Origin of the sequence: Streptomyces sp. Go-475 (assembly GCF_003330845.1) — a bacterium.
GTDB lineage: Bacteria > Actinomycetota > Actinomycetes > Streptomycetales > Streptomycetaceae > Streptomyces.
The window spans coordinates 5,970,998-5,990,615 of sequence record NZ_CP026121.1; the positions used below are offsets into that span (position 1 = coordinate 5,970,998).

Here is a 19,618-nt window from a genome sequence, read left to right on the forward strand (position 1 = left end):
GGCGTAGTCACTGCCCGTGCACGTCCGGTGCGGTAAGCGTTGCCGTATGGAAGCCCAGCCCTACGCGGCCGCGCCGGACGACAGCCCGGTGCTCGGATCGCTGCCCGTCGAGCCGCTGCTCACCTCGGAGTTCGACGCCGACCCCGCGGCCGTCTACCGGCGGCTGCGCGGCCGCCACGGCCCGGTGGCGCCGGTCGGGCTGATGGGCGTGCCCGTGTGGCTCGTCCTCGGCTACCGCGAGGTCCTCGACGTGCTGCGCAACGAGTCCCTCTGGCGGCGCGACCTCCGCTACTGGCGGGCCCGCGCCCAGGGCGAACTGCCGTCCGGCTGGCCGCTGCTGGCCGGGTACGAGGTGCGGCAGACGATGTTCATGGACGACGAGGAGCACCGCGCCGCCCGCCAGACCCTGCACACCGCGCTGCGGCCCTTCCAGGAGGCACGCGGCCCGCAGGGCTGGGAGCTGCGGGCGGCCGTCTCCCGGTACGCGGACGGCCTCGTCGCGCTGCTGGCCGCCGAGTCCGGCTCGGCCGGCTTCGCCGACCTGGGCGCCCAGTACACGCGGCCGCTGCTGCTCATGGTCACCACGAAGCTGTTCGGCTGCCCGGTGGACCTCGGCGACGAACTCGTCATGGACCTGTGGCGGATGCTCGACGGCGGCCCCGGCGCCGAACCCGCCACCGCCCGGGCCCTGGCGGCCTTCACGCGGCTCGCCGCCCACCGCCGGGCCCGCCCCGGCGACGACCTCACCTCGTACCTGCTGCTGGCCGACCCGCGGCTGTCCGACGAACAGCTCGGCCGGGAGCTGTTCATGAACGCGGTCTACCTGAACGACATCACGGGCAACATGGTCCTCAACACCCTGCTGGAGGTCATCCGCGGCAACGCCACCGTCCGCCGCAGCCTGGCGGCGGGGCAACCGGGCGAGACGGTCAACCGGGCGGCCCTCGCCAACCCGCCGGTCGCCAACATGTGCTTCCGCTTCGCCGCGCGGGACACCCCGCTCGGCAACTACTGGATCCGGGCCGGGGACGCGGTGTCGCCGTCGGCCGCCGCCGCCCACCAGGACCTCCTCGCGATCGGCTCCTCGCGCCTGGTCGACCCGGCCCTCAGCACCCGCTCCCACCTGGGCTGGGGCGCCGGCCAGCACCAGTGCCCCACGGCCGCGCGGGAACTCGCCGGTGTGCTCGTGGCGCAGGCGGTGGGCCGCATCCTCGACCACCTCACCACCGTCGAACTCACCCTCCCGCCCGACCAGTTGCCCTGGCGGACGGGCCCGGTGGTGCGGGGCCTGCGCCTGTTGCCGGTGCGCTACGAGATGCGCCGGCCCCCCTCCCCGCACCGCGGCGGCGTGCGTCCGACCGAGGAGCCGGACCACCGGACCAGGGGCCTGCTGGCCGGGCTCAGAAGGCTGATGTTCCGCGGCCAGGGCTGACCGGGCGCACCGCGGCGGCCTTCCGGGCGCGCAGTTCGACCGCGTAGCCCGCGCCGATGGCGAGCAGCGCGGCGGAGAGGGCGAGGACCGCCGTCGCCCCGTTCATCCACACGTAGCTGGAATCACTGGCGTAGACGGAGCCGTCGTCGCGGACGCAGTCGAAGCGCAACGGCAGGTACGAGGACCGGTGGTGGCTCAGGCCGTGGATCGTGGCCGGGTCGAAGCCGTCGCGGCAGGCCGGGGCCGGGACCGAGTTCGCCCCGTCGTTGAAGTCCGACTCCGACGCCAGCACGGCGAAGAAGCCCAGGGAGTACACGGCCGCGGCGGCCCACGCGGCCGTGGCCGCCGCCCGGCGCAGCAGGTGCACCGGCCACGGCTCGGGCCGTCCGGGGAACGCCATCGCGGCGGTCCCCGCGGCGGCGACGAGCGCGGCGATGGCACAGACCGCCGAGATACCGAGTCCCACCAGCACGGGCCTCAGTCCCTTCCGGGCCGGCGGATGAGCGGGGTGGCACGCATGCGGCCACCCCACCGGGCCCGGACCGCACGGGCTGTGACGGAAGCCACTCCTCCCGTCACAGCGCTGTCACAGGCCGCCTACGCCGGACGCAGCCACACCGTGGCCAGCGGCGGCAGGGTCAGGCGGATGCTCGCCGGACGGCCGTGCCAGGGCTGCGCCTCGGGCTTGACCGGGTCGGCCCGCGTGACGTCGCTGCCGCCGTAGCGGGCGGCGTCGGTGTTGACCGCCTCGTGCCAGGCGGGCACGTCCTCGGGCACGCCCAGGCGGTAGTCCTGGCGCACGACCGGCGCGAAGTTCGACACCGCCAGCAGCGGGTTGCCCTCCGGGTCCAGCCTCAGGAACGCGAGCACGTTGTCGTCGGCGGCGTCCCCGACGATCCACTCGAAACCGGCCGGGTCCGTGTCGAGGCGCCACAGCGCCGGGGTGGCGCGGTAGACGGTGTTGAGGTCGCGGACCAGGTCGCGCACGCCCCGGTGGTCGGCCTCCGCCCCGTACCCCGGGTCCAGCAGCCACCAGTCGGGGCCGTGCGCCTCGGACCACTCGGCGCCCTGCGCGAACTCCTGCCCCATGAACAGCAGTTGCTTGCCCGGGTGGGCCCACATGAAGCCGAGGTAGGCCCGGACCCCGGCCCGCTGCTGCCACCAGTCGCCCGGCATCTTCGACACCAGGGAGCCCTTGCCGTGCACCACCTCGTCGTGGGAGATGGGCAGGACGTAGTTCTCGCTGTACGCGTACACCATCGAGAACGTCATCTCGTGGTGGTGGTACTTGCGGTACACCGGCTCGTGGCTCATGTACTGGAGCGAGTCGTGCATCCAGCCCATGTTCCACTTCAGCCCGAACCCGAGCCCGCCGAATCCGCTCGGGCCCTTGTGGTGGGTGGCGCGGGTGACGCCGTCCCAGGCGGTGGACTCCTCGGCGATCGTGACCACGCCGGGCACCCTGCGGTACACCGTCGCGTTCATCTCCTGCAGGAACGCCACCGCGTCCAGGTTCTCCCGGCCGCCGTGCTCGTTGGGCGTCCACTGGCCCGGCTCGCGCGAGTAGTCGAGGTAGAGCATCGAGGCGACCGCGTCCACGCGCAGCCCGTCGATGTGGAACTCCTCGCACCAGTACACGGCGTTCGCGACGAGGAAGTTGCGCACCTCGTTGCGCCCGAAGTCGAACTCCAGCGTGCCCCAGTCGGGGTGCGCGGCCCGCAGCGGATCCGCGTGCTCGTACAGGGGCCGGCCGTCGAACTCGGCCAGCGCCCAGTCGTCGCGCGGGAAGTGCGCCGGCACCCAGTCCATGATCACGCCGAGGCCGGCCTGGTGCAGCTTGTCGACCAGGTACCGGAAGTCGTCCGGCGTGCCCAGCCGGGCCGTCGGCGCGTAGAAGCCGGTGACCTGGTAGCCCCAGGAGCCGCCGAACGGATGCTCCGCGACCGGCATCAGCTCGACGTGCGTGAAGCCCAGGCCCTTCACATAGCCGGGGAGCTGCTCGGCGAGCTGACGGTAGGTCAGCCCCGGCCGCCAGGAGGGCAGGTGCACCTCGTACACCGAGAACGGCGCCTCGTGCGCCGGGGCCTCGGCACGGCGGGACAGCCAGTCGGCGTCGCCCCACTCGTAGTCCGAGGACGTGATGACCGACGAGGTCGCGGGCGGCACCTCCGTGCGGCGGGCCAGCGGGTCGGCGCGCATCGTCTTCGAACCGTCGGGCCGGGTGATCTCGAACTTGTACAGCTCACCCTCGCCGATGTCCGGCAGGAACAGCTCCCACACCCCCGACGACCCGAGCGAGCGCATGGCGTGGCCGGTGCCGTCCCAGAAGTTGAAGGTGCCGGCCACGCGCACGCCCCGCGCGTTCGGCGCCCACACCGCGAAGCGGGTGCCGGTCACCCCCTGATGGGTCATCGGGTGCGCGCCCAGCGCCGTCCACAGCTCCTCGTGCCGGCCCTCGCCGATCAGGTGCAGGTCGAGGTCGCCCAGCGTGGGCAGGAAACGGTAGGCGTCCTCGGTCTCCAGGACCGTGCCCTCGTACGCGACGAGCAGCCGGTACTCCGGGACCTCCGGCAGCGGCAGCAGCCCGGAGAAGAACCCCTCGCCGTCGGCGTGCAGCTCCGCCCGCAGCTCCCCGGCGATCACGGTCACCGACAGGGCGTACGGCCGGAACGCCCGGAAGGCGATGCCGCCGGGCACGGGGTGCGCGCCGAGCACGGAGTGCGGGTCGTGGTGCGTACCGGCGAGCAGCCGCTCCCGGTCCACCGCGTCCACCGCGGGCGAGACGGCGACCTCCATCTCCGGGGGCACGACCTGGGCGGCGGCGGCCTTCCCCGCCACCGCCTTCTTCGCCGGGGCTTTCCTGACAGCGGCCTTCTTCGCGGGCGCCTTGGTGGCCGTGGCCTTCTTGGCCGTCGTCTTCTTGGCGGCGGTCTTCTTGGCGGCGGTCTTCTTGGCAGCCGCCTTCGTGGTCGTGGACTTGGCCGCGGTGGACTTCGCGGTCGTCGACTTCGCCGCGGCTGCCTTCTTGGTGACGGCCTTCTTCGTGACGGCCTTCTCGGCGGTGGTCTCCTTGGCAGCGGTCTTCTTCGCGGCGGCCCTGGCGGGTGCCGCCTTCTTCGCGACGGTCTTCTCGGGTGCCGTCTTCTCGGGTGCCGTCTTCTTGGCGACCGTCTTCTTGGCGACCGCCTTCTTCGCGGTCGTCTTCGCCGGCGCCGCCTTCTTCGCGGTGGCCTTGGACGCGGGTGACTGCCCGGCCGGCGTCTTCTTGGCGGCGGTCGTCTTCGCGGGGGCCGTCTTCTTCGCCGCTGCCTGTTTCGGCACCGCCGTCTTCTTCGCGGCGCTCTTCTTCTGGGCGGCCGTGTGCTGCTCGGGGATCTTCTCCCCGGCCGTCCCCTGGGGACGCGAACCGCTGGACTCAGGGCGGGGGGTCACGGGCGGAGCCTCCTGGGCGAAGGTGGGTCAGGTCAGGTCAGGTGGCCGGACGAGGCGAGCCGGTCTATGGCGGCCAGGGGCACCGGCAGCCAGTCGGGGCGGTGCCGGGCCTCGTACACCACCTCGTAGATCGCCTTGTCCGTCTCGTAGGCGCGCAGCAGCACCGGGTCGGTGCGCGGATCGCGGCCGGAGGCCTCCGCGTAGCCGGAACAGTACGCGGAGCGGCAGGTCTCGGCCCAGTCCGGCTGGGGCGGATCGACCGAGCGGGCCGCGTAGTCGAAGGACCGCAGCATGCCGGCGACGTCCCGCACCGCGGGCTGCGGCATGCGCCGCTCGGCCAGCGGCCGGGCCGGCTCGCCCTCGAAGTCGATCAGCTTCCACTCGCCGGCCGGCGAGCGCAGGCACTGCCCGAGGTGCAGATCGCCGTGCACGCGCTGCGCGGTCCAGGTGCGGCCCTCGGCGGCCAGGTCGGCGAGGGCCGTGAACGCCGACCGCAGCCCGCTCGCGTACGGCCGCAGCGCGGGCACCGCCTGGACGGCCGCCTCCAGCCGCTCGGTCATGCCGTCGACCATGAGCCGCAGCTGCGCGTGACCGAGCGTGACCGTCGGCAACGCCCGGGCCAGCGCGGTGTGCACCTCGGCGGTCGCCCGCCCCAGGGCCCGCGCCTCGGCGCCGAAGTCCTCGCCCTTGGCCAGCTCGCGCAGCGCCAGCTCCCAGCCGTCCGAGGCGCCCTGCACGAACGGCTGGAGCACCCCCAGCACGTACGGCTGGCCGGCGTGGTCCGCCGGGCCCGCGGAGAGGACCGGGTCCGCGGCGGGCGGGACGTCGGCGACCATCCAGGCCGTCGGCGCGGGCACCCGGGGGCAGTCCTCGCGGGCCAGCGCCAGCGGCAGCTCCAGGTCCGGATTGACCCCGGGGACGATCCGCCGCAACAGCTTCAGGATGAACGTATCTCCGTAGACGATCGACGAGTTGGACTGTTCCGCGGTCACCACGCGCGGCACCAGCCCGGACCGGATGTCCTGGTCGGGGTCCCGGTCGAAGCGCAGCGCGCCGATACGGGCCCGGGTGCGCAGCGCCTCCAGGAGCAGCTCGGCGGGCCTGGTGTCGTGCAGGGCGTCGTAGACCGTCAGGCCGGCCAGCGGGCCCGACGGGACGTGTCCGATGAGCGCGGGCGCCAGCCGAGGCGGCAGCGCCTCGCGCACGCCTATCAGCAGCTGGTAGCAGTCGCCGGGGTGGCCGGGCGCCCCGTGGGACGGCACGAGCGGCTGGTGGGCGCGGACGAGCAGGTGGTACAGGCCGAGCTTCGCCGAGGGCGGCAGCAGCTCGGTGGCCTCGACCAGCGTGAACCCGGTGACCGGTCGTCCCTTGCCCGCGAACCAGCGCTGCCGCGGCAGCCACTCCCGCAGCAGTGGATCCAGGGATGCGAGAAGGCCGGGCGGGGTGGTGACGGTGCGTGTGACGGCTTCCGACATGGCGTCGCGTCCTTTCACCCATTCTTGGTGCGCCTCGGCGCCTTCAGCCGGTGCCGGCGGGCGCCCCTCCGGCTCACGCGGGTGGGCGGGGTGTTACTGATGCGTGCCCCGGGCGGGGCAGGGGAAACGCCCCGCCACGGGGGTTTGCGGCCTGCCCCGCGTATCAGGCCTCACAGGGCCGTTTCAGACCTCACACGGCGTCCTTGCGGAGCCGGAACCAGTAGAAGCCGTGGCCCCCCAGCGTCAGCAGGTAGGGCAGCTCGCCGATGGCCGGGAACCGGACGCCGCCGAACAGCTCCACCGGATGCCGGCCCTCGAAGGCGCTGAGATCCAGCTCCGTGGGCTGTGCGAAACGCGAGAAGTTGTTCACGCACAGCACCAGGTCGTCCTCGTACTCGCGCAGGAACGCCAGCACCGCCGGGTTCGTCGACGGCAGCTCGGTGTACGAGCCGAGCCCGAAGGCCGGGTTCTGCTTGCGGATCTCGATCATGCGGCGGGTCCAGTGCAGCAGGGACGACGGCGAGGCCATGGACGCCTCGACGTTCGTGACCTGGTAGCCGTAGACCGGGTCCATGATCGTGGGCAGGAACAGCCGGCCCGGGTCGGACGAGGAGAAGCCCGCGTTGCGGTCGGGCGTCCACTGCATCGGCGTGCGCACCGCGTCCCGGTCGCCGAGCCAGATGTTGTCGCCCATGCCGATCTCGTCGCCGTAGTACAGGATCGGCGAGCCGGGCAGCGACAGCAGCAGGGCCGTGAACAGCTCGATCTGGTTGCGGTCGTTGTCCAGCAGCGGGGCGAGCCTGCGGCGGATGCCGATGTTGGCGCGCATCCGTGGGTCCTTGGCGTACTCGGCCCACATGTAGTCGCGCTCTTCGTCGGTGACCATCTCGAGCGTGAGCTCGTCGTGGTTGCGCAGGAAGATGCCCCACTGGCAGCCCGAGGGGATGGCCGGGGTCTTGGCCAGGATCTCGGAGACCGGGTAGCGGGATTCCCGCCGGACGGCCATGAAGATGCGCGGCATGACCGGGAAGTGGAACGCCATGTGGCACTCGTCGCCGCCGCTCGGGTAGTCGCCGAAGTAGTCGACGACGTCCTCGGGCCACTGGTTGGCCTCGGCGAGCAGCACGGTGTCCGGGTACTGCGCGTCGATCTCCTTGCGCACCCGCTTCAGGAAGGCGTGGGTGGCCGGGAGGTTCTCGCAGTTGGTGCCCTCCTCCTGGTACAGGTACGGCACCGCGTCCAGCCGGAAGCCGTCGATGCCGAGGTCCAGCCAGAACTTCAGCGCGGAGATCATCTCCTCCTGCACGGCCGGGTTCTCGTAGTTGAGGTCCGGCTGGTGGGAGAAGAAACGATGCCAGTAGTACTGCTTGCGGACCGGGTCGAAGGTCCAGTTGGAGGCCTCGGTGTCGACGAAGATGATGCGCGCGTCCGGGAACTGCTTGTCGTCGTCGGCCCACACGTAGTAGTCGCCGTAGGGCCCGTCGGGGTCCTTGCGCGATTCCTGGAACCACGGGTGCTGGTCGCTGGTGTGGTTCATGACGAAGTCGATGATCACGCGCATGCCGCGCTGGTGGGCGGCGTCGACGAACTCCACGAAGTCGGCGAGGTCGCCGAACTCCGGCAGCACGGCGGTGTAGTCGGAGACGTCGTAGCCGCCGTCGCGCAGGGGCGACTTGAAGAAGGGCGGCAGCCACAGGCAGTCGACGCCCAGCCACTGGAGGTAGTCGAGTTTGGCGGTCAGGCCCTTCAGGTCACCGACGCCGTCGCCGTTGCTGTCCTGGAACGAGCGGACGAGCACCTCGTAGAAGACGGCGCGCTTGAACCACTCCGGGTCGCGGTCCCTGGCGGGTGTGTCCTCGAAGGTGTCCGGAACGGGTTCGTTGACGATCATGTTGTGGGTGACCCTCCGATCTGCGGGGTGGACGGTCGCAGAACCGAGAAGACATGCGCGGGCCTACGGCCCGGTTCGAGGCGCACGTAGTTGGCCCTGCCCCAGTGATAGGTCTCGCCGGTGAGCTCGTCGCGCACCAGCACCGACTCGTGCCAGTCCAGGCCGAGTTGCGGCATGTCCAACGAGACCGTGGCCTCCTGGGTGTGGTGGGGGTCGAGGTTGGCAATCACCAGAACCGTGTTCGAACCCTTCCGCTTCGAATAGGCGATCACCGCTTCCTGGTCCGCGTGGTGGAAGTGGAGGTCGCGCAGCTGCTGGAGGGCCGGGTTCTCGCGCCGGATGGTGTTGAGCCGGGTCAGCAGCGGGGCGATGGTGCGGCCCTCGCGGGCGGCCGCTTCCCAGTCGCGGGGCCTGAGCTGGTACTTCTCCGAGTCGAGGTACTCCTCGCTGCCCTCCCTGAGCGGGGTGTTCTCGCACAGTTCGTAGCCGGAGTAGATGCCCCAGGTCGGCGACAGCGTGGCGGCGAGGACGGCACGCACCTCGAAGGCGGGCCGGCCGCCGTGCTGGAGGTAGGCGTGCAGGATGTCGGGGGTGTTGGGGAAGAAGTTCGGCCGCATGTAGCTCGCGGCCTCGCCCGACAGCTCCGTCAGGTACTCGGTGAGCTCTTCCTTGGTGTTGCGCCAGGTGAAGTACGTGTAGGACTGCTGGAAGCCGATCTGGGCCAGGGTGTGCATCATCGCCGGGCGGGTGAACGCCTCGGCCAGGAAGATCACATCGGGGTCCGTGCGGTTGATGTCCGCGATCACCCGCTCCCAGAACACGACCGGCTTGGTGTGCGGGTTGTCCACCCGGAAGATGCGCACCCCGCAGTCCATCCAGTGCCGCAGCACCCGCAGTGTTTCGGCGACCAGGCCGTCCATGTCCGCGTCGAAGGCGATGGGGTAGATGTCCTGGTACTTCTTCGGCGGGTTCTCGGCGTAGGCGATGGTGCCGTCGGGGCGGTGGTGGAACCACTCGGGGTGTTTCTGCACCCAGGGGTGGTCCGGGGAGCACTGCAGGGCGAAGTCCAGGGCGATCTCCAGGCCCAGCTCGCGGGCCTGGTCCACGAACCAGGTGAAGTCCTCCAGGGTGCCCAGGTCGGGGTGGACGGCGTCGTGGCCGCCCTCGGGCGAGCCGATCGCCCAGGGCACGCCGACGTCGTCGGGGCCGGGGGAGAGGGTGTTGTTCCTGCCCTTGCGGAAGGTGGTGCCGATGGGGTGGATCGGGGGCAGGTAGACCACGTCGAAGCCCATCGCGGCGATCTCCGGCAGCCGCCGGGCGGCGGTGCGGAACGTGCCGTGGGGCCGCTCGGGGGTGCCCTCGGAGCGGGGGAAGAACTCGTACCAGGAGCCGTACAGCGCCCGCTCGCGCTCCACCAGCAGCGGCAGCGGCTCCGAGGTCGTGACCAGGTCCCGCAGGGGATGCCGGGCCAGGACCGCGTCCACCTCCGGCGTCAACGCCGCCGCCAGCCGGGACGCCGCCGGGCGGTGCTCGTCCCGCAGGGCGTCGACGGCGGCCAGGACCACGTCCCGCAGGCCCTCCTCCACGGGCACGCCCTCGGCCGCCCGCTCGTACAGGCGGGCGCCCTCCTCCAGGACGACGTCCGTGTCCATGCCCGCCGGGATCTTGATCTGCGCGTGGTGGCGCCAGGTGCTGACCGGGTCGCCCCACGCCTGCACCGTGAACGACCACAGGCCGGGCTCCCCGGCGGTGACCCGGGCGCCCCAGCGGTCCGTCCCGGGCGCCAGCTCCCGCATCGGCGTCCACGGGCCGGGACGGCCCTCGGGATCCCTCAGCACGACGTTGGCGGCGACCGCGTCGTGCCCCTCCCGGAACACGGTCGCCGAGATCTCGAAGGTCTCGCCGGTCACGGCCTTGGCCGGCCGGCGCCCGTGCTGGACGACCGGGCGGACATCGAGAACGGGTATCCGCCCTACGGCGGTCGCCCCGCCCACCTGGGGTGGTGGCGGGACCGGTGGACCGGTGTCGGCCGGGCGCACGGGGTGTGCTTCGCCGCCGGGGGCGTGCGCCCCGGTGGTGCGGCGGTTGGGGGGTGCTGGCGATTGGTGCTTGGCGGGCATGACCGCTCCTGTCCGCGTCAACGTGGGTGGGCGGATGTATGTGGGGAGGTGGGTCCTGCTTGGTGCTCCTGAGAGGGGTACCCGGAGGAGCCTTCCCACCCTATTCGGGTGGGCAATCCGGCACTTTGTTAACTACTCACGCGTATGTCGACACACAAGACCGGCCTCGTCCGCGGCGGACGAGGCCGGCCCCTGCGCGTCTTCGCTGCTTCCGCCTACCCCCGCGGCACCCGCAGTAACTTGTCCGGCGAACCGGCTCCCCGCCCGGAGACCTTCCCGGTCGCCGCCGACGCGACCAGAGCCCTCGTGACCTGGGCCGGAGTCGCCTTCGGATGGTCGGCCAGATGCAGCGCGGCTGCGCCGGCGGCGTGCGGGGACGCCATCGAGGTACCCGAGAACACGGCCCGCGCGGTGTCGCTCGCGGCCGACGCGGAGGCGATGCCGACGCCCGGGGCGAACAGATCGAGCGCCGGACCGTGGTTGGAGAAGGCCGGTTTCGCATCCCCGCGGTCGGTCGCGCCGACCGTGAGCGCCTCCTTGACGCCCCCCGGGGAGTACAGGCCGGCCGGCCTGCCGTCGTTGCCCGCGGCGACCGTGTACGTGACGCCGGAGGCGATGGACGCGCGGACGGCCGCGTCCAGCTGCGCGTTGCGGGGTCCGCTCAGGCTGAGGTTCGCGACCGCCGGCTTCCTCGCGTGCCGGGTCACCCAGTCGATCCCGGCGATCACCCGGGCCGTGGTGCCCGCGCCCGCCGCGTCGAGGACGCGCACGGCGACGATCCGCGCCTTCTTCGCGACGCCGTACCTCTTCCCGGCGACCGTGGCGGCGACGTGGGTGCCGTGGCCGTTGGCGTCCGCCGCGCTCCGGTCGTTCCCGACGAAGTCCCAGCCGTGGCCGGCCCGGCCGCCGAAGTCCTGGTGGGTGGTCCGGACGCCGGTGTCGAGCACGTACACCGTCACCCCCGCGCCCGCCGGATCGGGCCAGGTGTAGCCGCCGTCCAGGGGCAGCTCCGGCTGGTCGACGCGGTCCAGCCCCCAGGACGGCGGGTTCCGCTGCGTCCGCTCCAGCCGCACCCGGGTGTCCTGGACGACGGAGGCCACCCGCGGGTCGGCGGCGAGCCGCCGGGCCCGTCTCTCGTCCGCCCGGACCGCGTAGCCGTTCAGGACCGTGCCGTAGGTGTGGCTGATCTCCACCCCGTACTTCTCGGCGAGGTCCTTTCCGGCCGCCGATGGTGCCCGGGTGCCCTCCTCCAGTGTCACCACGTAACTTCCGTGCACGGAGCCGGGTCCTCCGGCGCCGGTGATCCGCCCCTCCGGTACGGCGTGCGCGGGCAGGGTGATGGCCGAAAACGCCACGGCGGAGATCACCGCGGCCAGGCCCCCCGTCCGGCGCAGACGCCGCTGTCGCGTCCGTGCCATGGTCCGAGTTCCCCTCCTCGACTCGGCGTACGGCTGCCGCGCGGCGCCGCGTGCGGCCGGCGCGGGCCGGTACGCCAGGGGCAGCCTCTCGTGGCGGGTGAAGCACCACAAGGACGCCTATGGGGGCGGAATCGGCCAATATCCGTGGACGGTCCTGTTCAGGCCGATCGGGGGCGCCGTGGCGGAGCGTCGGCGGAGGCGGCACCGACGCCGGTACTGTCGTAGGAGACGTCGATGAAGCCCTGCGTCATCCTGCAACGCGCCGAGGTGGAACCCGTGAAGGCGATCCGTCGATTCACCGTCCGACCCGTGCTCCCCGACCCCCTCCGGCCGCTCAGCGATCTGGCCCGCAACCTGCGCTGGTCCTGGCATGCGGAGACCCGTGACCTGTTCCAGTCCGTCGACCCCGGGCGCTGGGCCGCCTCGGGCGGCGACCCGGTCCGGCTGCTGGGCAGCGTGCCGCCCGCGCGGCTCGCCGAGCTGTCCCAGGACCGCCGTTTCCTGCGCCGCCTCGCCGCGGTCGCGGGCGACCTGAACGACTACATGACCGGCGACCGCTGGTACCAGACCCAGCCCGAGGAACTGCCCGCCGCGATCGCCTACTTCTCACCCGAGTTCGGCATCACGGCCGCCCTGCCGCAGTACTCCGGCGGCCTCGGCATCCTCGCCGGCGACCATCTGAAGGCGGCCAGCGACCTCGGCGTCCCGCTGATCGGCGTCGGCCTGCTCTACCGCCACGGCTACTTCCGCCAGACCCTGTCCCGGGACGGCTGGCAGCAGGAGCACTACCCGGTCCTCGACCCGAACGAGCTGCCCGTCGTGCAGCTGGAGGAGCCCGACGGCACCCCCGCCCAGGTCGCCCTCGCCCTGCCCGGCGGCAAGCAGCTGCACGCCCGGATCTGGCAGGCGCAGGTCGGCCGGGTCCCGCTGCTGATGCTGGACTCGGACGTCGAGGAGAACGACCTCGGCGAGCGCGGCGTCACCGACCGGCTCTACGGCGGCGGCAGCGAGCACCGGCTGCTCCAGGAGATGCTGCTCGGCATAGGAGGGGTCCGGGCGGTACGGACGTACTGCCGGCTGACCGGTCACCCCGAGCCGGAGGTGTTCCACACGAACGAGGGACACGCCGGGTTCCTCGGACTGGAACGCATCGCCGAACTCTGCGCGGAGGGCCTCGACTTCGACTCCGCGCTGGAATCGGTCCGCGCGGGCACGGTCTTCACCACCCACACCCCCGTCCCGGCCGGCATCGACCGCTTCGACCGCGAGCTGGTCGCCCGGCACTTCGGCCCCGACGCCGAGCTGCCCCGCATCGACGTCGAGCGCGTCCTCCGGCTCGGCATGGAGACCTACCCCGGCGGGGAGCCCAACCTGTTCAACATGGCCGTGATGGGCCTGCGCCTGGCCCAGCGCGCCAACGGCGTGTCCCTGCTGCACGGCAACGTCAGCCGCGAGATGTTCTCCGGCCTGTGGCCGGGCTTCGACCCCGACGAGGTACCGATCACGTCCGTGACGAACGGCGTCCACGCACCGACCTGGGTCGCCCCCGAGGTGTTCCGGCTCGGCGCCCGGCAGATCGGTGCCCAGCGCGCCGAGGACGCGCTGACCGTCGGCGGCTCGGACCGCTGGGACCCGGTGGCGGACATCCCCGACCAGGACATCTGGGAGCTGCGGCGGGCGCTGCGCGAACAGCTCGTCGAGGAGGTGCGCGAGCGGCTGCGGGCCTCCTGGCGGCAGCGCGGGGCGGGTACGGCCGAGCTGGGCTGGATCGACGGCGTGCTCGACCCGGACGTCCTCACCATCGGCTTCGCCCGGCGCGTGCCGTCGTACAAGCGCCTGACGCTGATGCTGCGCGACCGTGACCGGCTGATGGAGCTGCTGCTGCACCCCGAGCGGCCCGTCCAGATCGTCGTCGCGGGCAAGGCGCACCCCGCGGACGACGGCGGCAAGCGGCTGGTGCAGGAGCTGGTGCGGTTCGCGGACGACCCGCGGGTACGGCACCGGATCGTGTTCCTGCCGGACTACGGCATGGCGATGGCGCAGAAGCTCTACCCCGGCTGCGACATCTGGCTGAACAACCCGCTCCGGCCGCTGGAGGCGTGCGGCACGTCCGGGATGAAGGCGGCGCTCAACGGCTGCCTCAACCTGTCCGTGCTGGACGGCTGGTGGGACGAGTGGTTCCAGCCCGACTTCGGCTGGGCGATCCCCACGGCCGACGGGGTCGGCACCGACCCGGACCACCGCGACGCCATAGAGGCCGCGGCGCTGTACGACCTGCTGGAGCAGCGGGTGACGCCCCGCTTCTACGAGCGCGGGCAGAGCGGGCTGCCCGACCGGTGGATCGAGATGGTCCGCCAGACGCTGAGCCTGCTCGGGCCGAAGGTGCTGGCCGGGCGGATGGTCCGGGAGTACGTCGAGCGGCTCTACGCGCCGGCGGCGCTCGCCCACCGGTCGATGGATCCGGACGCGGCGCGGGATCTCGCCGAGTGGAAGGGCCGGGTGCGGGGGGCCTGGCCGGCCGTCACCGTCGACCATGTGGAGACGTCCGCGTCCGAGACTCTGGCGGAGCTGGGTACGACGCTGGGGCTTCGGGTGCGGGTCGGGCTCGGGGACCTCGGGCCGGACGACGTGGAGGTGCAGGTCGTCTCGGGGCGGGTGGACGAGGAGGACCGGATCGGTGACGCGACGGTCGTTCCCCTGAAGCCGGTGGGCTCCGCCGAGCAGGATGGGCGGTGGGTTTACGAAGGGGCCCTGTCCCTGGATCGCACCGGGCCTTTTGGGTATACGGTGCGGATCCTTCCGGCGCATCGGCTGTTGGCTTCCAGCGCGGAGTTGGGGCTTGTGGCCGGGCCGAGCGAGGAGTTGGTGGCGGCTGGGGGGTTGTTGATGCGTTGAGTGTCGGCTGCGGGTGCGTGGGGGTTGCTCGCGGAGTTCCCCGCGCCCCTAGGTACCCGCACCCCCGGGCGTCGCGAGGTTCCGCAGGACGCTGCCGCAGCGTCGTGCGTATGCGTGTTGCAAGCCCCTGGTCGCCGGGCCGCCCGCCCTCGCGTACCACTTGGCTCCCCGGCTGAACGCGTTCACCGTCAGCCACACCGTGCCGTCGCCCGTGCGGTCGACCACGAAGGACTCCTCGCCGCACTCGGGGTGGCCGGTCAGGGTGCCGTAGGCCCAGCCGGCGCGGCGGGGTTCCTCTACCGTCCAGACCACGCGGCAGGGGGCCTTGATCATGCCGGCGAGGGTGACGGTGACGTCGACGCCGGGGGCGGCGCGGTCCGCACCGGCGTCGATGCCGACGCCCAGGGCCCGGTGCATCTCCCAGGTGAGGACGGCCTCCGACGCCCTGCGGAAGACGTCCTCGCCCTCGCCGAGGCGGGTGCGGACGTTCAGGGGATGGAAGCCCGGCGGGCAGAAGCCCTGGTCGCGGGTGGCGCCGACGTCGGCGTAGGTGAAGTCCTGCGGATCCGGATAAGACACGGTCACCAAGAGTAGGGCGGTACCCGGACCCGCCTTCGGTCCGGGTACCGCCCTGGAGCCGTGCTCCGGTCAGCCGACGTTGACGGCCGACCAGGCGGCCGCGACCGCCTTGTACTCGGTGCTGGACGCGCCGTACAGCGCCGAGGCCGCGTTCAGGGTGGCCGTGCGGGCCTGCGCGTACTTGGTCGTCGACGTCATGTAGGTCGTCAGCGCCTTGTACCAGATCTGCAGGGCCTTGGTGCGGCCGATGCCGGTGACGGTGGAGCCGTTGGAGGTGGGTGAGTTGTAGGTCACGCCGTTGATCGTCTTCGAGCCGCTGCCCTCCGACAGCAGGTAGAAGAAGTGGTTGGCGGGGCCGGAGGAGTAGTGGACGTCCATGCTGCCCAGGCCGGCGGACCAGGCGTCGGCGGAGTCGCCGTCCTTGCTGGGCTTGTCCATGTAGCGCAGCGGGGTGCCGTCGCCGTTGATGTCGATCTTCTCGCCGATGAGGTAGTCACCGACGTCGGAGGAGTTGTTGGCGAAGAACTCCGCGCCCGCGCCGAAGATGTCGGACGTCGCCTCGTTCAGACCGCCGGACTCGCCGCTGTAGTTCAGCTTGGCCGTGGCCGAGGTCAGGCCGTGGCTCATCTCGTGCGCGGCCACGTCGAGCGAGGTCAGCGGGTGGGTGTTGCCCGAGCCGTCGCCGTAGGTCATGCAGAAGCAGCTGTCGGACCAGAAGGCGTTGACGTAGTTGTTGCCGTAGTGGACGCGCGAGTAGGCGGCCTTGCCGTCGTTGCGGATGCCGCTGCGGCCGAAGGTGCTCTTGTAGAAGTCCCAGGTCACCTGGGCGCCGTAGTGCGCGTCGGCGGCGGCGGTCTCCAGGTTGGACGGGCTGCCGTTGCCCCAGATGTCGTCGGGTCCGGAGAAGAGCGTGCCGGTGCCGGAGGTGCCGCGGTTGAGGTTGTACGTCTTGTGGCCGCCGCGCGTACTGTCCGTCAGGGTGTACGACGACCCGGACTTCGTGGTGCCGATGGTGACCTTGCCGCTGTACGTGGTGTTGCCGGTGCCGGTCTCGATGCCCTGGTACTCGTAGAGCTTCTTGCCGGTGGCGGCGTCGGTGATCACGTGCAGTTCGTTCGGGGTGCCGTCCTCCTGGAGGCCGCCGACGACCGTCTCGTAGGCGAGGACGGGCTTGCCGTCGGCCGCCCAGATCACCTTGCGGGGCGTGGAGTTCGCCTCGGTCTTCTCCGAGCCGGCCGCCTTGGCGAGCGTCACGGCCTGCTTCTCCGCCTTGGCGGCGGGCACGGCCGGCTTGAGGGAGGCGACCTTGATCGCGGCCTTCGTGGCTCTGGTGACGCCCTGGGACTCGCCGGACTCCGACTCGTGCACGACGAGGTCGCCGCCGAGGACCGGCAGGCCCGCGTAGGTGCGCTCGTAGCGGGTGTGCACGGTGCCGTCGCGGTCCTTCACGACGTCGCGGACGACCAGCTTCTCCTGTTCGCCGAGGCCTATCGCGTCGGCGGTGGCGGCGGCGTCCGCCTGCTGCTCCTTGATGAGCGCGGTGCGGGCGGGCGCGGTGAGCAGGACGGGGGCGGCGGCAAGCATCGGCCTGCCCGTGGCGTCGGCGGCGACGCTGCTGCCGGAGGTCAGGCCGGTGGTGAGCAGGGCGCCGGCCGCGACTGCGGTGGCGATGGCCAGCGTGGTGCGCTTGTGACGCGCGGAGCGGGGGGTGGTCACACGAGCTCCTAGATGTGGGGGACCTGCTGTGGTGCTGTGCGGCGGGTGGGGGAAGAGTGGCACTTAGGGCGTGTGCATGTCAGGAGAGTGTGGTGATGTTGGCCGGAAATCGACGATGAGGTGGAGGTCCGGAGCGTGAAACGGGCGCCGCCCCGGGGGATTCGAACCCGCCGGGGCGACGCCCTGCCGTGGGGGGCCTACGGGAAGGTGAGCTTCCAGCTGTTGATGTAGCCGGTGTCACGGGCCGCGTTGTCCTGGACCCGCAGCTGCCAGACGCCGTTGGCGACCTCGGAGGAGGCGTTCACCGTGTAGGTGGTGGCTATGTTGTCCGCGCTGCCGCCGGTGCCGTAGCCCTTGAGCGTGTAGGCCGTGCCGTCGGGGGCGACCAGCTCCACCTTGAGGTCGCCGATGTAGGTGTGGACGATGTCGACGGCGACCTGGAGGTTGGAGGGCGCGTTGCCCGTCCGTCCGGAGACGGTGACCGACGACGTGACCGCCGCGCCCCGGTCCGGGATCGCCACGTCGGCGGTGTTCTCGAAGGACGTGCCCCCGCCGCCTCCGCCGCCGGAGCGGGCTCCGACGTTCACGCCCGCCCACGCGTCCTGGACCGCCTTGTACTCGGCGCTGTCGGTGCCGTAGAGCTCACCGGTGGCCGCGAGGGTGCCGGTGCGGGCGCCCGCGTAGTTGGTCGTCGAGGTGAACTTGGTGGTCAGGGCGCGGAACCAGATCTTCTCCGCCTTGTCCCGGCCGATGCCGGTGACCGGAAGGCCGTCCGAGGTGGGCGAGTCGTACGTGACACCGTTGATGGTCTTGGTGCCGCTGCCCTCGCTCAGCAGGTAGAAGAAGTGGTTCGCCGGGCCCGAGGAGTAGTGCACGTCGATCGAGCCGATGCCCGAGTACCAGGCGTCCTTGGAGTCGCCGTCCTTGCTGGGCTTGTCCATGTAGCGCAGCGGCGTGCCGTCGCCGTTGATGTCGATCTCCTCGCCGATGAGGTAGTCACCGACGTCGGAGGAGTTCTTGGCGTAGAACTCCACGGTCGCGCCGAAGATGTCGGAGGTCGCCTCGTTCAGACCGCCCGACTCGCCGCTGTAGTTGAGGCCCGCGGTGTGGGAGGTGAGCCCGTGGGTCATCTCGTGCGCGGCCACGTCGATCGACGTCAGCGGGTTGGCGTTGCCGGAGCCGTCGCCGTAGGTCATGCAGAAGCAGCTGTCCGACCAGAAGGCGTTGACGTAGTTGTTGCCGTAGTGGACCCGGGAGTACGCTCCCACGCCGTCGCCGCGGATGCCGGAGCGCCCGTGCACGTTCTTGTAGTAGTCCCAGGTGAGCGCCGCGCCGTAGTGGGCGTCGGCGGCGGCCGACTCCAGGTTCGACGGGCTGCCGTTGCCCCAGACGTCGTCGGGGCCGGAGAAGAGGGTGCCGGTGCCGGAGGTGCCGCGGTTCAGGTTGTACGTCTTGTGGTTGCCGCGGGCGCCGTCCGTGAGGTTGTACGTCGACCCGGACTGGGTGGTGGTGAGGTCGACCGTGCCGGAGTACACCGTGTTGCCGGTGCCGGTCTCGATGGCCTCCCACGCGTACAGCTTCTCGCCGGTGGTGGCGTCGGTGATCACGTGCAGTTCCTGCGGGGTCCCGTCGTGCTGGAAACCGCCGACGACCGTCTCGTACGCCACGACCGGCTTGCCGCTCGCGGCCCAGATCACCGTGCGGGGCTCGCGGTTGATGCCGGGGCTCTTCGCCTCCTCGGCCTTCCCGGCGGCCAGGGCCTGCTGCCGGGCCTTCGCGGCGGGCAGCGCGGCCTTCGTCGTGGCCGGGGCGATGGCGGCGCGGGTGGCCTGCACGACGGCGGCGGTGTCGTCGGCCTTCGTGCTCGCCACGACGAGGTCGCCGCCGAGGACCGGCAGTCCGTCGTAGGTGCGCTCGTAGCGGGTGTGCACGGTGCCGTCGCGGTCCTTCAGGACGTCGCGGACGACCAGCTTCTCCTTGGCGCCGAGGCCGAGGTCCTTCGCGGTCCGGGCCTTGGCGGCGTCCGCCTCGCGGATCAGCGCGGCGCGCTGCGCGGGGGTGAGCCGGACCGACTCCGAGCCGGGGTTCGCCTTGCTCGCGGCCTGCGGTGCCTTCTCCGGGGCAGCGGTGGCGGTGCCGCTCTGCACGGCGGCGGCGATCAGCGCGGCGACGCCGGCGAGGGCCACGGCCGCGGTGCGGCGGGGGGTGCGGGGAGTGCGTCTGTGGGAGGTGCCTCTTTCCGAGGAACTGCTTCTCAACACTGACTCCTTCTGCGGGACCGGGGGTCGCCCGGCCTGGGGAGGTGGAGGTGTTGCAGTGGGGTTGCCGTGGAGCAGTCGCGGGAAGCGTGGCAGGGGAGCGCGCTTTCTGTCAGGAGCGCGTCAATACATTGGCCGGAAACGGTTCGTTGACCGGAAGTTCGTGTTCGCTATGCGGACGATTTCCGGGGCTCGGGCAGGTCCCCGCGCCAGGAGTGCCACAGCGCCGCGTAGGCCCCGCCGGCCGCCACCAGCTCGTCGTGCGTGCCGAGTTCCCGCGAGGACTGTTCCGGCAACGGACACATCCGTCCTGGCCGGTCTCCCCCTCCCCGTGAATCCAGTCACAGCGACGGCTGTCTCACGGAGGGTGCGGCCACTTCGGACGTCGCGGAGGTCCTGGCC

At 71.8% G+C, this 19,618-nt stretch carries 12 protein-coding genes; 2 read left to right on the top strand and 10 right to left on the bottom strand.

Annotated features, from left to right (window positions below):
- Positions 1-46: 46 nt before the first annotated feature.
- Entirely contained in the window at positions 47-1,432 is a 1,386-nt protein-coding gene (locus C1703_RS27680) for a cytochrome P450 (protein WP_114255381.1), read from the top strand.
- On the opposite strand, the gene C1703_RS27685 is transcribed toward C1703_RS27680, so the two are convergent.
- From C1703_RS27685 to C1703_RS27710, 6 genes are all read right to left on the bottom strand, one after another.
- The gene (locus C1703_RS27685) at positions 1,401-1,904 is read right to left on the bottom strand and encodes a hypothetical protein (protein WP_198678289.1); all 504 of its coding nucleotides are present in this window, start codon (positions 1,902-1,904) and stop codon (positions 1,401-1,403) included. The genes C1703_RS27680 and C1703_RS27685 overlap by 32 nt on opposite strands.
- Before the next feature lie 125 nt (positions 1,905-2,029).
- Positions 2,030-4,864, bottom strand: coding sequence for a 1,4-alpha-glucan branching enzyme (glgB, locus tag C1703_RS27690; protein WP_114255383.1), 2,835 nt, complete (start codon positions 4,862-4,864; stop codon positions 2,030-2,032).
- A 32-nt stretch (positions 4,865-4,896) separates the two neighbouring features.
- Entirely contained in the window at positions 4,897-6,339 is a 1,443-nt protein-coding gene (locus C1703_RS27695) for a phosphotransferase (RefSeq protein ID WP_114255384.1), read from the bottom strand.
- A 190-nt stretch (positions 6,340-6,529) separates the two neighbouring features.
- Positions 6,530-8,230, bottom strand: coding sequence for a maltose alpha-D-glucosyltransferase (gene treS / locus C1703_RS27700; RefSeq protein WP_114255385.1), 1,701 nt, complete (start codon positions 8,228-8,230; stop codon positions 6,530-6,532).
- Entirely contained in the window at positions 8,227-10,350 is a 2,124-nt protein-coding gene (locus C1703_RS27705; RefSeq protein WP_232840611.1) for an alpha-1,4-glucan--maltose-1-phosphate maltosyltransferase, read from the bottom strand. The genes treS and C1703_RS27705 overlap by 4 nt, the downstream gene beginning before the upstream one ends.
- 215 nt (positions 10,351-10,565) lie before the next feature.
- The gene (locus tag C1703_RS27710; protein ID WP_114255387.1) at positions 10,566-11,768 is read right to left on the bottom strand and encodes a S8 family peptidase; all 1,203 of its coding nucleotides are present in this window, start codon (positions 11,766-11,768) and stop codon (positions 10,566-10,568) included.
- A gap of 276 nt (positions 11,769-12,044) precedes the next feature.
- Between C1703_RS27710 and C1703_RS27715 the strand changes: the two genes are divergently transcribed.
- Positions 12,045-14,663: a glycosyltransferase family 1 protein gene (locus C1703_RS27715; RefSeq protein WP_114257621.1), complete on the top strand. Its 2,619-nt coding sequence runs from the start codon at positions 12,045-12,047 to the stop codon at positions 14,661-14,663.
- A gap of 48 nt (positions 14,664-14,711) precedes the next feature.
- Here the strand turns inward: C1703_RS27715 and C1703_RS27720 are convergent, their stop codons facing one another.
- From C1703_RS27720 to C1703_RS40195, 4 genes are all read right to left on the bottom strand, one after another.
- Positions 14,712-15,248 carry a DUF1990 domain-containing protein gene (locus C1703_RS27720; RefSeq protein WP_198678290.1) on the bottom strand — a complete coding sequence of 179 codons (537 nt, stop codon included), beginning with the start codon at positions 15,246-15,248 and terminating at the stop codon, positions 14,712-14,714.
- A gap of 63 nt (positions 15,249-15,311) precedes the next feature.
- Positions 15,312-16,958 (bottom strand): M4 family metallopeptidase, encoded by a 1,647-nt coding sequence (locus tag C1703_RS27725; protein WP_114255388.1) that lies wholly within the window; start codon positions 16,956-16,958, stop codon positions 15,312-15,314.
- 197 nt (positions 16,959-17,155) lie between these two features.
- Complete coding sequence (locus tag C1703_RS27730; protein ID WP_114255389.1) at positions 17,156-19,216, bottom strand: M4 family metallopeptidase; 2,061 nt, start codon at positions 19,214-19,216, stop codon at positions 17,156-17,158.
- A gap of 170 nt (positions 19,217-19,386) precedes the next feature.
- Positions 19,387-19,512 carry a hypothetical protein gene (locus tag C1703_RS40195; protein ID WP_269803239.1) on the bottom strand — a complete coding sequence of 42 codons (126 nt, stop codon included), beginning with the start codon at positions 19,510-19,512 and terminating at the stop codon, positions 19,387-19,389.
- Positions 19,513-19,618 lie beyond the last annotated feature (106 nt).

Coding starts and splice junctions, on each gene's coding strand:
- C1703_RS27680 (WP_114255381.1), top strand. CDS start 47: ATGGAAGCCCAGCCCTACGCGGCCGCGCCGGACGACAGCCCGGTGCTC.
- C1703_RS27695 (WP_114255384.1), bottom strand. CDS start 6,339: ATGTCGGAAGCCGTCACACGCACCGTCACCACCCCGCCCGGCCTTCTC.
- treS (WP_114255385.1), bottom strand. CDS start 8,230: ATGATCGTCAACGAACCCGTTCCGGACACCTTCGAGGACACACCCGCC.
- C1703_RS27705 (WP_232840611.1), bottom strand. CDS start 10,350: ATGCCCGCCAAGCACCAATCGCCAGCACCCCCCAACCGCCGCACCACC.
- C1703_RS27710 (WP_114255387.1), bottom strand. CDS start 11,768: ATGGCACGGACGCGACAGCGGCGTCTGCGCCGGACGGGGGGCCTGGCC.